This window comes from Aggregatibacter segnis ATCC 33393 (genome assembly GCF_000185305.1).
Taxonomy (GTDB): Bacteria; Pseudomonadota; Gammaproteobacteria; order Enterobacterales; family Pasteurellaceae; genus Aggregatibacter; species Aggregatibacter segnis.
This window is the reverse complement of the sequence record NZ_GL622200.1, coordinates 1,838,450-1,853,820: the sequence shown is the minus strand read 5'-3', so window position 1 is coordinate 1,853,820 and position 15,371 is coordinate 1,838,450. Positions and strand designations below refer to the sequence as shown.

The window sequence follows — 15,371 nt, the reverse complement described above, 5'->3', positions numbered from 1 at the left end:
GCAAATCTGTGAAAGACTTAGTTAAGTTTTTAAAAGCACAATCAAAAACCGCTGAAGATTTTGATGTGATTAAAATCGGTTTAGCCTCACCTGACATGATCCGTTCTTGGTCATACGGTGAAGTTAAAAAGCCTGAAACAATCAACTATCGTACCTTTAAACCAGAGCGTGACGGTCTTTTCTGTGCCCGTATCTTCGGACCGGTAAAAGATTACGAATGTTTGTGCGGTAAGTACAAACGCTTAAAACACCGCGGTGTGATTTGTGAAAAATGTGGCGTAGAAGTCACTCAAACTAAAGTTCGTCGTGAACGTATGGGGCACATTGAATTGGCCTCACCGGTGGCGCACATTTGGTTCTTAAAATCCCTGCCGTCCCGTATCGGTTTATTGTTAGACATGCCGTTGCGTGATATTGAACGCGTGCTTTATTTTGAATCTTACATTGTGATCGAACCGGGTATGACCGATCTCGAGCGTGGTCAGTTGTTAACCGAAGAACAATATCTTGACGCGGAAGATCGTTGGCAAGATGAGTTCGATGCCAAAATGGGTGCAGAAGCCATTCAAGCCTTATTACGCGGTATCGATTTGGAAGCGGAATGCGAAAATTTACGCGAAGAATTACAAGAAACCAATTCCGAAACCAAACGTAAGAAAATCACTAAACGCTTAAAATTATTGGAAGCCTTCTTACAATCCGGCAACAAACCAGAATGGATGGTGATGACCGTATTACCGGTGCTTCCACCGGATTTACGTCCGTTAGTGCCGTTAGACGGCGGTCGTTTTGCGACTTCCGACTTGAACGATTTATACCGTCGTGTCATCAACCGTAACAACCGCTTAAAACGTTTATTAGATTTAATCGCACCGGATATTATCGTGCGTAACGAAAAACGTATGTTACAAGAATCCGTTGATGCGTTGTTAGACAACGGTCGTCGCGGTCGTGCAATCACCGGTTCTAACCGTCGTCCGTTAAAATCATTAGCGGATATGATTAAAGGTAAACAAGGCCGTTTCCGTCAAAACTTGTTGGGTAAACGTGTTGACTACTCCGGTCGTTCCGTAATTACCGTAGGTCCATACTTACGTTTACACCAATGTGGTTTGCCGAAGAAAATGGCATTGGAATTATTCCGTCCGTTTATCTATGCGAAATTAGAAAGCCGTGGTTATGCAACGACAATTAAAGCTGCGAAGAAAATGGTGGAGCGTGAAGACGCCATCGTTTGGGATATCTTGGCTGAAGTGATTCGTGAACACCCGATTCTATTGAACCGTGCGCCAACATTGCACCGTTTGGGTATTCAAGCATTTGAGCCGATCTTAATCGAAGGTAAAGCGATTCAATTACACCCACTTGTTTGTGCGGCGTTCAACGCGGACTTCGATGGTGACCAAATGGCGGTACACGTACCGTTAACGTTGGAAGCGCAATTAGAAGCGCGTGCGTTAATGATGTCTACGAACAACATCCTTTCTCCAGCAAACGGTGATCCGATTATCGTTCCATCACAAGACGTGGTGTTAGGTCTTTACTACATGACCCGCGAAAAAGTGAACGGTAAAGGTGAAGGCATGTTATTGCAAGACCCGCGCGAAGCAGAAAAAGCCTATCGTACCGGTCAAGCAGAATTACATTCTCGTGTGAAAGTGCGTATTACTGAGTATGTGAAAAACGAAGCCGGTGAGTTTGAATCAAAAACCACATTAACAGATACGACTATCGGTCGTGCGATTTTATGGATGATTGCACCGAAAGGTATGCCATTTAGCTTGTTTAACCAAACACTCGGTAAAAAAGCGATTTCTAAGTTAATTAACGAAAGCTATCGTCGTTTAGGTTTGAAAGCCAGTGTTATGTTTGCTGACCACATTATGTATACCGGTTTTGCTTATGCTGCCCGTTCTGGTTCTTCCGTTGGTATTGACGATATGGTCATTCCGGCGAAGAAATATGAAATTATTTCTGCAGCGGAAGAAGAAGTGGCTGAAATTCAGGAACAATTCCAATCCGGTCTTGTGACCGCCGGCGAACGTTATAACAAAGTAATCGATATTTGGGCTGCTGCCAACGAGCGTGTTGCTAAAGCCATGATGGAAAACCTTTCTACGGAAGAAGTGATTAACCGTGAAGGGAAACCGGAAAAACAAGCGTCCTTCAACAGCATCTTTATGATGGCGGATTCCGGTGCACGTGGTTCTGCAGCACAGATTCGTCAGTTAGCGGGTATGCGTGGCTTGATGGCACGTCCGGATGGTTCCATTATCGAAACCCCGATTACGGCAAACTTCCGTGAAGGTTTGAACGTTTTGCAATACTTTATTTCTACCCACGGTGCGCGTAAAGGTTTGGCGGATACCGCGTTGAAAACAGCGAACTCCGGTTACTTAACTCGTCGTTTGGTTGACGTCGCACAAGACCTCGTTATCGTAGAAGATGACTGTGGTACACACGAAGGTATCGTGATGACCCCGTTAATTGAGGGTGGCGATGAAAAAGTGCCTCTACGCGAACAAGTTTTAGGTCGTGTTGCGGCAGAAGACATCTTAAAACCAGGTACAGAAGAAGTATTAATTCCACGCAATACCTTATTAGATGAAAAATTGTGTGACGTATTAGATGCAAATTCTGTGGACAGCGTGAAGGTACGTTCTGTTGTAACCTGTAATACCGACTTTGGTGTGTGTGCAAAATGTTACGGTCGTGATTTAGCGCGCGGTCACTTGATTAACCAAGGTGAAGCCGTGGGCGTTATTGCGGCACAATCTATCGGTGAGCCGGGAACACAGTTAACCATGCGTACGTTCCACATCGGTGGTGCGGCATCTGCAGCAGCCAAAGAGTCTAGCGTACAAGTGAAAAACAACGGTACATTGCGTTTGGCCAATGCGAAATTCGTGACCAATAACGAAGGTAAATTAGTATTAACTTCTCGTAACACGGAATTAACCGTTGTGGATACCTTCGGTCGTACCAAAGAGCACTATAAAGTGCCTTACGGTGCTATTTTGAACAAAGGCGATCAGCAAGAGGTGAATGCCGGTGAAACCATTGCGAACTGGGATCCGCATACTATGCCGGTTATCTCTGAAGTGAGCGGTTTCGTAAAATTCGTGGATATCGTGGATGGTTTAACTGTTACTCGTCAAACCGACGAATTAACCGGTCTTTCTTCTATCGTGGTGCAAGACGTGGGTGAACGTGCAACAGCAGGTAAAGACTTACGTCCGGCGATTAAACTGGTTGATGACAAAGGTAACGATATTTTCGTGCCGGGTACCGATGTTGTAGCGCAATACTTCTTACCAAGTAAAGCTATCGTGACCCTAGATGACGGCGCAGAAGTGCATATCGGTGATCCGTTAGCACGTATTCCGCAAGAATCTGTGGGAACGAAAGATATTACCGGTGGTCTTCCTCGCGTGGCAGACTTGTTTGAAGCGCGTAAACCGAAAGAGCCTGCGATTTTAGCGGAAATCTCCGGTATCGTGTCCTTCGGTAAAGAAACCAAAGGTAAACGTCGCTTGTTGATTACCCCGGCAGAAGGCGAAGTGTACGAAGAAATGATTCCAAAATGGCGTCAATTGAACGTATTCGAAGGTGAAATGGTAGAACGCGGTGATTTAATCTCCGATGGCGCAGAAACGCCACATGACATCTTACGTTTACGCGGTGTACACGCGGTAACCGAATATATCGTTAACGAAGTCCAAGAAGTTTACCGCTTACAAGGGGTAAAAATTAACGATAAACACATCGAAGTTATCGTTCGCCAAATGTTGCGTAAAGCGATTGTTACCAAAGCTTATGACTCAGAATTCCTTGAAGGGGAACAAGTGGAAGTAGCTCGCGTGAAAATCGTTAACCGTAAACGTGAAGCGGAAGGCAAGCCACCGGTGGAATTTGAACGTGAATTATTGGGTATTACCAAAGCGTCCTTGGCAACTGAGTCCTTCATCTCTGCGGCATCCTTCCAAGAAACCACTCGTGTGTTAACGGAAGCAGCAGTAGCAGGTAAACGCGATGAATTACGCGGCTTGAAAGAAAACGTCATCGTGGGTCGTCTGATCCCGGCTGGTACCGGTTTTGCGTATCACCAAAATCGTCACAAAAACCCGGCAGTTATCGCTGATGAAGAGGTGCCGGTAAGATTATCGGCTGCGGATGAAGAAGAAATTGCTTCTGAATTCGTTATGACCTCTGAAGATGCTTCCGCCAGCTTAACTGAAATGTTAAACATGGTAGAAGATGACGAGCACGCGGAATAATATTCCCTCGTATAAAAACCCGAGCTAAACCTCGGGTTTTTTTATGGGCATGATTCGCTAAATAAAAAAATACCTTTTATAATGACCGCACTTTTTTCTTCTCAGAACAACAAAGTGCGGTGGAAAATTTAAGTGTTTTTCACGTATTTAAACGGGTGTCAAAAAATGAAATTAATTCAAGCTGAAGACAAGGGTTTTTGGCTTTTTACACAGGGTTCCACCATACATCTTGTTGATGGCAATCTTCCTTTTGGTTCTGCGGCTGAATTAGGTTTAACAGGGCATCATGCACTTTTTCTTGGCGAGTGGTTAGCGCAACCGTTATATCTCGTGGTGCCTCAACCGAACGATGCACGGGCGTATTTTCCCTTGCGCGATCAGCTGTCATTACCACAGGAACAATTTAATCTGCTTGCTCGTGGCGTAGAATTAAATCATTTTTACCAAACGCATCAATTTTGTGGCAAGTGCGGTGGCAAAACCGAACAAAAATCGGATGAGTGGGCAGTACAATGTCAAGTTTGCGGCTTTCGTACTTATCCTGTAATCTGCCCTTGTGTGATTGTTGCCGTTCGGCGCGGTTCGCAAATTTTGTTAGCAAATCATATGCGCCACAAAGGCGGTATGTACACGACGCTGGCAGGTTTTGTGGAAGTGGGTGAAACCTTTGAAGAGGCTGTACACCGTGAAATTTGGGAAGAAACACAGATTGAAGTGAAAAATTTACGCTATGTTGGCAATCAGCCGTGGGCATTTCCTAATTCGCAAATGGTGGGCTTTTTGGCTGATTACGCAGCAGGAGAAATTCACGTCCAACCGGAAGAAATCTATGATGCGCAGTGGTTTGATTGCGAACAGCCTTTGCCTGAATTGCCGCCACATGGCACTATTGCGCGTAAATTAATTGAAGCAACGCTTGTTTTATGTCAACAAGATAAAAATAAATCATGAGGTTTTATGAGCACATTAAAAAATGACCGTTATTTAAGAGCCCTTTTACGTCAGCCTGTGGATATGACGCCGATTTGGATGATGCGCCAAGCGGGGCGGTATTTGCCTGAATACAAAGCCACTCGTGCGCAAGCCGGTGATTTTATGTCCTTGTGTCGTAATGCGGATTTAGCTTGTGAGGTGACATTACAACCGTTGCGCCGTTATGCTTTGGATGCCGCGATTTTATTTTCCGATATTTTAACGATTCCTGATGCCATGGGGCTCGGGTTAAGCTTTGGCGCCGGTGAAGGGCCGAAATTTGAACGGGTTATCGACAGCAAAAGTGCGGTGGAAAATTTACCTATTCCGGATCCGGAACAAGAACTGCAATATGTGATGAATGCGGTGCGCACGATTCGTCGTGAATTAAATGGAGAAGTGCCCCTTATCGGCTTTTCCGGGAGTCCGTGGACATTGGCCACTTATATGGTAGAAGGCGGATCTTCGAAAGCCTTTACGAAAATTAAAAAAATGCTGTATAGCGAACCGCACTTATTACACGCCTTGTTAGATAAACTGGCAGACAGCGTGATTCTTTACTTAAATGCGCAAATTAAAGCCGGCGCCCAGGCGGTCATGGTGTTTGATACGTGGGGCGGCGTGTTGGCGCATCGTGAATATCCGGAGTTTTCCTTGCGTTATATGCACAAAATCGTAGATGGTTTGATTCGCGAGCATGAGGGGCGTCGTGTGCCGGTCACCTTATTTACCAAAGGTGGCGGATTATGGTTAGAAGCCATTGCCGACACCGGTTGTGATGCGGTAGGCTTGGATTGGACGGTGGATATCGCTAAGGCACGCCACCGTATTGGGCATAAAGTAGCATTGCAAGGCAACATGGATCCGAGCGTGCTCTATGCGCCTGCTGGCCGAATTGAAGACGAAGTGCGGTCAATTTTAGCGGCGTTTGGTGAAGGGAGCGGCCATGTATTTAACCTTGGGCATGGCATTCATCAGGACGTGCCGGAAGAAAGTCCGAAAGTGTTGGTGGATGCGGTACACCAGCTATCCAAGCCTTATCATCTCTAAAGTGCGGTAAAAATAATATGCGAAATCCGATTCATAAACGTTTAGAAAATCTCGCCACTTGGCAGCATTTAACTTTTATGGCGTGCTTGTGTGAGCGAATGTATCCCAACTACCATTTATTCTGCCAAATCACAGAACAGCCACAAAATGCCAAGGTATATCACAATATTTTGAATTTAGTGTGGGAATATTTAACGGTTAAAGATGCCAATATTAATTTTGAAAATCAGTTAGAGAAGTTAGAAAACATTATTCCCGATGTGAATGACTATGATTTTTATGGTGTCGTACCTGCGTTGGATGCCTGTGAGGGGCTTGCTGAAGTGTTGCATACGGTCATCGCCGTCGATTCATGTGTGCAAGCGGTTAAATTGAGTGAACTTTCTCTGCAAACGGTAGCCGATTTATTAGTTGAGCAAAATGGTCGTGAATTATCCGAAGCAGAATTAAAGGAAACGGAAGAAATTCAGCAGGAATTAGACGTGCAATGGCAGATTTATCGTGCATTGAAAGAAGCTGAAAAACACAACGTTGAGTTGATTTCTGATTTAAAAAATGAGTTACGCGAGGTGGGAGTTTCAAATATTTGTGTAAAAATTGACCAATAATGTGATTTTTTCCACAAATTTTAAAAATCCTGCTTTGTTTTCAAGGCAACTTAGATTAAGCTTTGCCTGCACTGACTGCAGTGATTCTGGTTTATTGAATAAGGTATCTTAAAATACTTATTCAGCCACTGTTAAATTTCTTAAAAAGAAGGTACTAATCCATGAACAAAACAGACTTAATTGATGCTATTGCAAGCGCCGCTGAGTTAAATAAAAAACAAGCTAAAGCAGCTTTAGAAGCAACTTTAGACGCAATCACCGGTAGTTTGAAAAAAGGTGAAGCTGTACAATTAATCGGTTTCGGTACATTTAAAGTAAACGCGCGTAAAGCTCGTACTGGTCGTAACCCACAAACCGGTGCAGAAATTAAAATTGCGGCTTCTAAAGTGCCTGCATTCGTTTCTGGTAAAGCATTAAAAGATGCTGTTAAATAATTAGTTCTGATATTTAATCTTCAAACCCTGTTTCTAGTGAACAGGGTTTTTTGTTGCCTATCTTTTTATTTACATCCTTTCTAAATGGCTATAAACTTTCGAACCGAAATTTAACCGGAACTATTTTGGTTTGGAAATGACTAAACGACACATTCAGCCTCGTAATACCCAACAGCGTCGCCATGGCATCATGCAATTATTGCTTGAGCGTGGAGAAGTTAGTGTTGATCAGCTTGTTCAGCTGTTTGATACCTCAGAAGTAACAATTCGTAAAGACTTAACGGTGTTAGAAAACAATGGTTTCTTAGTGCGCCGTTACGGTGGCGCGATCTTGATGCCGCAAGAACTTATTGAGGATGAACAGGAGGACTTTCTTTCGGAACGAAAGTTGTCCATTGCTAAATTGGCAGCCGAACGTATTTTAGATCACAATCGCATTATTATTGATAGCGGCACCACCACGGCAGCGTTGATTAAACAGTTGAACAACAAGCAAGGATTGGTAGTGATGACCAATTCTATGTATGTGGCGAACGAACTGCGTTCTCTAGAAAATGAACCCACCTTATTAATGACGGGGGGAACATGGGATAAGGCTTCAGAGTCTTTTCAAGGGAAAGTGGCGGAGCAAGTATTGCGTTCTTATAACTTTGACCAGCTATTTATCGGTGCTGATGGAATTGATTTTGAACGGGGAACGACAACGTTCAACGAGTTAGTTGGCTTGAGCCAAGTGATGGCAGAGGTGGCTCGCGAAGTGATTGTGATGGTGGAATCACAAAAAATAGGGCGAAAGATGCCTAACGTTGAATTGGTATGGCAACAAATTGATGTATTGATTACGGACAATTTGTTGTCGGAAGAGAGTAAAAAACGTATAGAGGCACATGGCGTGGAAGTCATTTGTGCTTAAAAGTGCGGTCGTTTTTATGAGTGTTTTTTTAATTGAATTTAGGAGAGCAAAATTTATGTGTGGAATTGTTGGTGCAGTCGCTCAACGTGATGTGGCAGAAATTTTAATTAACGGATTACATCGTCTTGAGTATCGCGGTTATGACTCTGCCGGTTTAGCGGTGGTGGATGCACAGCACGAATTACGACGTATTCGTTGTTTAGGTAAAGTTAAAGCGCTTGATGAGGCGGTAGAAAAATCGCCGATTATTGGGGGCACCGGCATTGCGCATACCCGTTGGGCAACCCATGGTGCGCCTTCAGAAGATAACGCCCATCCGCACGTTTCCGGTAATTTCGCCGTAGTGCATAACGGCATTATCGAAAATTATGAAGAATTACGGACATTGCTAAAATCCCGTGGTTATATTTTTACTTCTCAAACCGACACAGAGGTGATTGCGCATTTGGTGGAATGGGAAATGCGCAGTACAGAAAGTTTATTGGCTGCCGTACAAAATGTGGTGAAGCAACTGACCGGCGCGTATGGTATGGTCGTGATGGATCGCATGCATCCGGAACATTTAGTGGCGGCTCGTTCCGGTAGCCCATTGGTGATTGGTTTAGGGATCGGTGAAAATTTCCTTGCCTCTGATCAACTGGCATTATTGAGTGTCACCCGCCGTTTTATTTATTTAGAAGAAGGGGATATTGCGGAAATTACCCGCCGTTCTGTGGATATTTACGATCGCGATGGTAATAAAGTGGAACGGGGCATGAACGATTCCAACGCCGAAAATGATGCGGCAGAGAAAGGAAAATTCCGTCACTACATGCAAAAAGAAATTTACGAACAACCGACCGCACTGGTAAACACCATGCAAGGGCGTTTGACACATGATAATTTAGTCATTGAATCCATTGGCAATGGGGCAAAAGCGATTTTAGAAAATGTAGAACACATCCAAATCGTGGCCTGTGGTACCTCGTATAATTCTGGTATGGTGGCACGTTATTGGTTTGAAAGCTTAGCCGGCATCAGTTGCGATGTGGAAATTGCCTCCGAATTTCGCTATCGCAAGTTTGTGACCCGTCCGAACAGTTTATTGGTCACCATTTCTCAATCCGGTGAGACCGCTGATACCTTAGCGGCATTGCGCTTAGCAAAACAAAAAGGCTACATGGCTGCGATGACCATTTGTAACGTTGCCAGTTCCTCGTTGGTGCGTGAATCGGATCTTGCCTTCATGACCCGCGCCGGTGTGGAAATCGGTGTGGCGTCCACCAAAGCCTTTACGACACAGTTAGCCGCATTATTAATGTTGGTGGTCGCGGTTGGTAAAGCGAAAGGCTCGCTCTCGGCTGAGAAAGAACAGGAGATCGTGAAAGCGTTAGAAGCATTACCGGCAGAAATTGAAAAAGCACTGGCTTTTGATCAACACATTGAACAGCTTGCGGAAGATTTTGCTGAAAAGAACCATGCACTATTTTTAGGCCGAGGCGCGTTTTACCCGATAGCCATGGAAGCATCGCTAAAATTAAAAGAAATTTCTTACATTCATGCGGAAGCCTATGCCGCCGGCGAATTGAAACACGGTCCGTTAGCATTAATTGACGCCGATATGCCGGTGATTGTGGTGGCACCAAACAATGAATTACTGGAGAAAATCAAATCCAATATTGAGGAAGTTCGCGCACGCGGTGGTCAGTTGTATGTTTTTGCGGATAAAGAGGCTGGCTTTAGTGAAGCGGAAGGTATGAAAATCATCACTATGCCGACAGTAAATGATATTACTGCACCGATTTATTACACTGTGCCGATGCAATTATTGGCCTACCATATTGCCTTAATCAAAGGCACCGATGTGGATCAGCCTCGTAACTTGGCGAAAGCGGTAACAGTGGAATAATCCCGAAAAACGTTTGAAATTCTGACCGCACTTTGAATGACAAAATCAAAGTGCGGTCTTTTTTTACCTCAAATTTTAGGTAATTCTATAGCGCAGGAAACGGTAGGATTTGCGGATTGTCGGAACGAGCCACATGATGACTGCTTTTAGCAAACCGACACGTTTCCAAGCCGGAAAATCGGGCATATATTTTGCCGATATGAGTTGTAGATTATTTGCCCAGTGCTCCATTTCATGATCGTCATCACAGCCGTAATCAAATTGGGCTCGCATATGTTTTATTACGTCATGATGTTTTTTCGAATTGCGGCTCATCCAAGTGCTACCGATATCAAAAACGATTTCTCCGCCGCTAAAACGGGCGGCTAAATCTTTAAACAGTTTTTTTACCTGCGACTTAGTGAAATACATCAACACCCCTTCAATCACAAATAAAAACGAAGCGTGCGGGTATTGCGTTTGTAATGTGTCCATCCAATCCGTTTCAAAGGCTGACGCAGGCAATAAAATTTCGTTTTCCGCCGGCGGCATCATTTGCTTGCGTAATGCAATGACATCAGGCAAATCCAGTTCATAGAAAGGAATGTTTTTGCCGATATCACCAACACGCTCATGACGTGCATCCAACCCGCAGCCGACCATCACGATAATCGGTTGTTGATGGCGTTGAATAAAGTCTTTAGTCACGTTATCCAAATATGTGGCGCGAATCGCCGAACCTACGGAACTGTGTACGGCGGTATCAAATTTACTGAAATCATAATCGATTTGTGGAATCAGGCGCAGCGCCGATTCATCATGAATAATCGGATTGGGTTTTAATGATTCTCGATAACGCATATATAGCGGAATAAGCAGGGTTTCGCTGACCGCATCTTGAATTTGAAACATAGTTACTCCTTATGTTTATCCTGCTTGTTTGCAGTGGAATAAAGCTATGGCGGGCAGTACGGCGTAAACTGCCGTCGTGGGAAAGTGATTTCTCTTATTAATAGGGGTGATTATAGATGAGAATTATTCTTGATTAAAGACTGAGTAATGAAGAGTGAAAAACATTAAAAAAAAATGACCGCACTTTTTAGAGAATATCGTCAGTGAATATCCAAAAGTGCGGTGCATTTTTCGGATAAATTTTATTTTTTAAACGCGCCCAAAATTCCCCGCATAATTTGTTTGGTGATTTGGCTGCGGATGTTGCGTCCTACGGCTTTGGCGACGCCGCTGACCAGCTCTTCCGTTACGGTCAGTTGTTCACCGCGTTTTTTCGTACCGAAGATCATGCGGCTGAGGCTACCCATAATGCCGTTTTCTTTTTCTTGCTTGGCTTGTTCCGCTTGTTTTTGCGCCACGGCGGCTAAATCTGCTTGTTGGTTTAACACCTCAAAAGCAGATTCGTTATCCACATAATCTTTATAGAAGGCATACAAATCGTCGTCTTTCACCCAAGCGGTGCGTTGTTCGGCGGTAATCGGCGCTAATTGGCTTTTCGGTGGGAAAATGTAAGCAATTTCCACCGGTGTCGGCATGCCTTTTTCATCTAAGAATGAGACTAATGCCTGACCTACGCCGAGTGTTGAAATCGTTTCAACCACGTTTATGTTCGGGTTGGAACGGAAGGTTTCCGCGGCTGATTTCACAGCCTTTTGATCGCGTGGCGTAAAGGCGCGCAAGGCGTGTTGCACGCGGTTGCCTAATTGACCGAGCACGGTATCCGGCAAATCCAACGGATTTTGGGTCACGAAATAAATGCCCACACCTTTGGAACGAATCAAACGCACGACCTGTTCCACTTTATCCACCAATACGCTTGGTGCGCCGTCAAACAGCAAATGCGCTTCGTCAAAGAACATCACGAATTTCGGTTTGTCGGGATCGCCTACTTCCGGTAGCTGTTCAAATAATTCCGCCATTAACCAAAGCAAGAACGCGCTGTACATGCGTGGAGAGTTAATTAATTTTTCCGAATTAAGCACATTGATTACACCGCGACCATCACGGGTTTGTAGCCAGTCATCTAAGTTAAGCGCCGGTTCGCCGAATAAATTTGCCGCACCTTCGTTTTCTAAGGTTAATAAGGCGCGTTGAATGGCGCCTACGCTGGCGGCAGACACATTGCCATATTCCACTTGGAAGGTTTTGGCGTTTTCCGCTACATATTTCAACATGGCACGCAGGTCTTTTAGGTCGATAAGCAATAAGCCTTTGTCATCCGCCACACGGAACACGAGGTTGAGCAAGCCTTCTTGCGTCGCGTTGAGGTTTAATAAACGGGAGAGCAATAACGGCCCCATTTCGGAAATGGTGGTGCGAAGCGGAATGCCGGTTTCGCCGAACACGTCCCAGAAAGAAACAGGATAACCGCTCAAATAGCTTTCGCCGCCTAAATTGAATTGTTCAATACGCTCGGCGATTTTGCCTTGCATCGCGCCCGGCTGCACTAAGCCGGAAAGGTCGCCTTTCACATCCACTAAAAACACTGGCACGCCATCGTCACTAAAGGCTTCCGCCATTTTGCGTAACGTGACGGTTTTCCCTGTGCCGGTGGCGCCGGCGATTAAACCGTGGCGGTTCGCCATTTTCGCGGTGATACCAAGTTGTTGGTTTTGGCTAGTTTGGGCGAGTAAATATTGCATATTTTGTTGTTCCTAATTGATTGCGTATTAAGCGAGGCATGATATTTAAAAAACACAGTGCGGTCAAAAATTTCAGTGTTTTTACGTTATAATCTGCCACATTTTATTAGTTTATTAATTTATTAGTGTGATTTGGAGTGAGGTATGTCAAAAGCAGAAGTTTTAATCATAAAAATTGGGGAAGTTGCACAATTGACCTTTGCCGATGGATCGCAATATGAAAGTGCGATTCGTAAGCAGCCGGTCGCGTCGGTGAAAATTCATGCGTTGGGGGCGGAAGGCAATGATGTTGGGTTAAAAGCGCATCACGGCGGTCCGGATAAAGCCTTATTTTTTATGTCTGACGTATCTTTTCCGGCATTAAATGCCTTGTTAGGTGAAAATTTTACTTACGATAATACGGCAATTTATGGCGAAAATTTTGTGGTATCGGGATTTAATGAAGATTCTGTGTGCGTGGGCGATCGATTTAAAATCGGTTCGGTGCTATTAGAGGTATCTCAACCGCGTAAACCTTGCGAACGGTTGTCGAAAAATACCGAAAATGAAAATACGCAGAAAATTGTGCATCAATCAGGTTGGACGGGCTGGTATGTCCGCGTAATTGAAACCGGTGAGATTCACAAGGGCGATGAGATAATTTTGCAACAGCGTCCGTATCCGCAATTTACTATTCGTTATTTAAATCGTTTATTATCCGATAAACCGAGCATGGCGGAATTGAAACAAGCTCTGGCTATTGAAGAATTAGCCCCGGCATTTAAGCGTTCGTTAAATTCACAACTGATGAAATTACAAGAAAAACAGAGTTAAACATGACCGCACTTTTAGATTCAGCTTGCCCTTGTCAATCGAATAAATCTTACGGGGATTGTTGTGGACGTTTTCATACACATGCCCAATTCCCTGAAACTGCTGAGCAACTCATGCGTTCCCGCTATGCCGCTTATGTGTTGAAAAATGTGCCTTATATTGTGGAAACCACCGTGCTGAGCCAACAGAAGTTACTCAACGTACAAGCCATTCAAGCATGGGCGGAGGAAACACAATGGTTGGGATTGCAAATTTTGAACACGGAAAGCTTAACGAAAATCCAAAGTGCGGTGGAATTTAACGCCGTTTTTCAAGGTGAGGAGGGGGAACAATCTCATCATGAGCGGTCGATTTTTGTGAAAATTGACGGGCGTTGGTATTTTGTGGATCCAACGGTGCCACTGCCAACGATGAAACAACCTTGCGTGTGCGGTTCCGGCAAAAAATTTAAGCATTGTTGCGGAGGCTTTTTATGAGTGAGTGGAAAACGTTTGGTGCGATCTTTTGGCAGCGTTTTAATCAGAATAAATTAACCCAAGCCGCCGGTTATTTAACTTACAGCACCATGCTTGCCATTGTGCCGTTGATTATGGTGGTGTTTTCTATTTTCTCGGCATTTCCGGTATTTAATGAAGTAACGGGTGCGTTGAAAGAATTTATTTTCACCAATTTTGCCCCGTCAGCAAGTGACATGGTGGGTCAGTACATTGATGAATTTGTGAATAATTCCAAAAAAATGAGTGCGGTGGGGATTATCAGCTTAATTGTTGTGGCATTGATGTTGATTAATTCTATCGATCGCACGTTAAACAGTATTTGGCATGATACCGGCACGCGGCCGATTTTTACGTCTTTTGCGATTTATTGGTTGATTCTGACACTTGGCCCGCTGTTAGTCGGCGCCAGTATTGCCGCCAGCACCTATGTAAAGACCATGTTTGAGAGCGCGTCAAACTTTTCTTTTAGTTTGAAGTTGTTGAGTTTTGTGCCGTTTTTATCCACGTGGTTTATTTTTACCCTGATTTACATGGTGGTGCCGAATCAAAAAGTCAGTATTAAACATTCTGCCGCCGGTGCGCTGATTGCTGCTGTATTCTTTACCTTAGGTAAGCAAGCCTTTGCTTGGTATATCGTGACGTTCCCGTCTTATCAATTAATTTATGGCGCCATGGCCACCTTGCCCATTATGTTGTTATGGATTCAGTTAAGCTGGACGGTGGTGTTGCTCGGCGCGCAATTAGCCGCAGTGTTGGCAGAATTGCGGTCGAAAAAAATGATGAATTTAGAACAAAGTGAGGAAACAAAATGATCGCATTAATTCAGCGTGTCTCCAGTGCAAAAGTGGAAGTTGACGGTGAAATCGTTGGGCAAATTGGCAAAGGGTTGTTGGTCCTGTTAGGCGTAGAAAAGGATGATGACCGACAAAAGGCAGATAAGTTGTCGGAGAAAGTCCTGAATTATCGTGTTTTCAGCGATGCAGATGACAAAATGAATTTGAACGTACAACAAGTGGCTGGCGAAGTCTTGGTTGTGTCGCAATTTACGTTGGTGGCGGATACACAAAAAGGGCTTCGTCCGAGCTTTTCCAAAGGCGCAACACCATCGTTAGCAAACGAACTCTATGAATATTTTGCCGAAAAGTGCGGTGAAAAAGTGGAGGTGGAATGCGGCCGATTTGCAGCGGACATGCAAGTCAGTCTAGTAAATGAGGGACCGGTCACATTTTGGTTAAATAGTTAGAAATTGAGAAAATCTTTTTGAGTTTTTTGTAGAAGCGATGTTT

Annotated in this window: 13 protein-coding genes; 11 read left to right on the top strand and 2 right to left on the bottom strand. The window is 44.3% G+C overall.

The features are described from left to right. The first annotated feature begins 8 nt into the window (after positions 1-8). The 7 genes from rpoC (at position 9) to glmS (ending at position 10,142) form a co-directional block, all read left to right on the top strand. Positions 9-4,277 carry a DNA-directed RNA polymerase subunit beta' gene (gene rpoC / locus HMPREF9064_RS00795; protein ID WP_006719668.1) on the top strand — a complete coding sequence of 1,423 codons (4,269 nt, stop codon included), beginning with the start codon at positions 9-11 and terminating at the stop codon, positions 4,275-4,277. 165 nt (positions 4,278-4,442) lie between these two features. Next, entirely contained in the window at positions 4,443-5,228 is a 786-nt protein-coding gene (gene nudC / locus HMPREF9064_RS00800) for an NAD(+) diphosphatase (RefSeq protein WP_032998023.1), read from the top strand. Between the two features lie 6 nt (positions 5,229-5,234). Next, a complete protein-coding gene (hemE, locus tag HMPREF9064_RS00805) occupies positions 5,235-6,299 on the top strand; it encodes a uroporphyrinogen decarboxylase (RefSeq protein ID WP_006719664.1) in 1,065 nt (354 codons plus the stop codon). A 17-nt stretch (positions 6,300-6,316) separates the two neighbouring features. Then, positions 6,317-6,907, top strand: coding sequence for a YjaG family protein (locus HMPREF9064_RS00810; protein WP_006719662.1), 591 nt, complete (start codon positions 6,317-6,319; stop codon positions 6,905-6,907). A gap of 161 nt (positions 6,908-7,068) precedes the next feature. Beyond that, positions 7,069-7,341, top strand: coding sequence for an HU family DNA-binding protein (locus HMPREF9064_RS00815; protein ID WP_006719659.1), 273 nt, complete (start codon positions 7,069-7,071; stop codon positions 7,339-7,341). Positions 7,342-7,477: 136 nt separating this feature from the next. After that, on the top strand, positions 7,478-8,254 hold the full coding sequence (locus tag HMPREF9064_RS00820; protein ID WP_032998022.1) for a DeoR/GlpR family DNA-binding transcription regulator: 777 nt from the start codon (positions 7,478-7,480) through the stop codon (positions 8,252-8,254). 55 nt (positions 8,255-8,309) lie between these two features. Beyond that, complete coding sequence (glmS, locus tag HMPREF9064_RS00825) at positions 8,310-10,142, top strand: glutamine--fructose-6-phosphate transaminase (isomerizing) (RefSeq protein WP_032998021.1); 1,833 nt, start codon at positions 8,310-8,312, stop codon at positions 10,140-10,142. Positions 10,143-10,217: 75 nt separating this feature from the next. Here the strand turns inward: glmS and HMPREF9064_RS00830 are convergent, their stop codons facing one another. Continuing rightward, a complete protein-coding gene (locus HMPREF9064_RS00830) occupies positions 10,218-11,033 on the bottom strand; it encodes a class I SAM-dependent methyltransferase (protein WP_006719654.1) in 816 nt (271 codons plus the stop codon). Between the two features lie 242 nt (positions 11,034-11,275). After that, positions 11,276-12,775 carry a helicase HerA-like C-terminal domain-containing protein gene (locus HMPREF9064_RS00835; RefSeq protein ID WP_006719652.1) on the bottom strand — a complete coding sequence of 500 codons (1,500 nt, stop codon included), beginning with the start codon at positions 12,773-12,775 and terminating at the stop codon, positions 11,276-11,278. Positions 12,776-12,919: 144 nt separating this feature from the next. Between HMPREF9064_RS00835 and HMPREF9064_RS00840 the strand changes: the two genes are divergently transcribed. The 4 genes from HMPREF9064_RS00840 to dtd are packed head-to-tail and all read left to right on the top strand — an operon-like array spanning position 12,920 to position 15,328. Next, complete coding sequence (locus tag HMPREF9064_RS00840) at positions 12,920-13,588, top strand: MOSC domain-containing protein (RefSeq protein ID WP_006719648.1); 669 nt, start codon at positions 12,920-12,922, stop codon at positions 13,586-13,588. Positions 13,589-13,590: 2 nt separating this feature from the next. Continuing rightward, positions 13,591-14,064: a YchJ family protein gene (locus HMPREF9064_RS00845; protein WP_006719646.1), complete on the top strand. Its 474-nt coding sequence runs from the start codon at positions 13,591-13,593 to the stop codon at positions 14,062-14,064. Continuing rightward, positions 14,061-14,897 carry a virulence factor BrkB family protein gene (locus HMPREF9064_RS00850; RefSeq protein WP_006719644.1) on the top strand — a complete coding sequence of 279 codons (837 nt, stop codon included), beginning with the start codon at positions 14,061-14,063 and terminating at the stop codon, positions 14,895-14,897. Before HMPREF9064_RS00845 ends, HMPREF9064_RS00850 begins: the two co-directional genes overlap by 4 nt. Continuing rightward, positions 14,894-15,328, top strand: a complete 435-nt coding sequence (gene dtd / locus HMPREF9064_RS00855; RefSeq protein ID WP_006719642.1) for a D-aminoacyl-tRNA deacylase — start codon at positions 14,894-14,896, stop codon at positions 15,326-15,328. Before HMPREF9064_RS00850 ends, dtd begins: the two co-directional genes overlap by 4 nt. The last annotated feature ends 43 nt before the right edge of the window (positions 15,329-15,371 follow it).

What these genes read in the sequence shown, in the direction of transcription:
- HMPREF9064_RS00835 (WP_006719652.1), bottom strand. Translation starts at nt 12,775, where the DNA reads ATGCAATATTTACTCGCCCAAACTAGCCAAAACCAACAACTTGGTATC.
- hemE (WP_006719664.1), top strand. Translation starts at nt 5,235, where the DNA reads ATGAGCACATTAAAAAATGACCGTTATTTAAGAGCCCTTTTACGTCAG.
- nudC (WP_032998023.1), top strand. Translation starts at nt 4,443, where the DNA reads ATGAAATTAATTCAAGCTGAAGACAAGGGTTTTTGGCTTTTTACACAG.
- dtd (WP_006719642.1), top strand. Translation starts at nt 14,894, where the DNA reads ATGATCGCATTAATTCAGCGTGTCTCCAGTGCAAAAGTGGAAGTTGAC.
- HMPREF9064_RS00840 (WP_006719648.1), top strand. Translation starts at nt 12,920, where the DNA reads ATGTCAAAAGCAGAAGTTTTAATCATAAAAATTGGGGAAGTTGCACAA.
- glmS (WP_032998021.1), top strand. Translation starts at nt 8,310, where the DNA reads ATGTGTGGAATTGTTGGTGCAGTCGCTCAACGTGATGTGGCAGAAATT.
- HMPREF9064_RS00820 (WP_032998022.1), top strand. Translation starts at nt 7,478, where the DNA reads ATGACTAAACGACACATTCAGCCTCGTAATACCCAACAGCGTCGCCAT.
- HMPREF9064_RS00845 (WP_006719646.1), top strand. Translation starts at nt 13,591, where the DNA reads ATGACCGCACTTTTAGATTCAGCTTGCCCTTGTCAATCGAATAAATCT.
- HMPREF9064_RS00850 (WP_006719644.1), top strand. Translation starts at nt 14,061, where the DNA reads ATGAGTGAGTGGAAAACGTTTGGTGCGATCTTTTGGCAGCGTTTTAAT.
- HMPREF9064_RS00815 (WP_006719659.1), top strand. Translation starts at nt 7,069, where the DNA reads ATGAACAAAACAGACTTAATTGATGCTATTGCAAGCGCCGCTGAGTTA.
- HMPREF9064_RS00810 (WP_006719662.1), top strand. Translation starts at nt 6,317, where the DNA reads ATGCGAAATCCGATTCATAAACGTTTAGAAAATCTCGCCACTTGGCAG.
- HMPREF9064_RS00830 (WP_006719654.1), bottom strand. Translation starts at nt 11,033, where the DNA reads ATGTTTCAAATTCAAGATGCGGTCAGCGAAACCCTGCTTATTCCGCTA.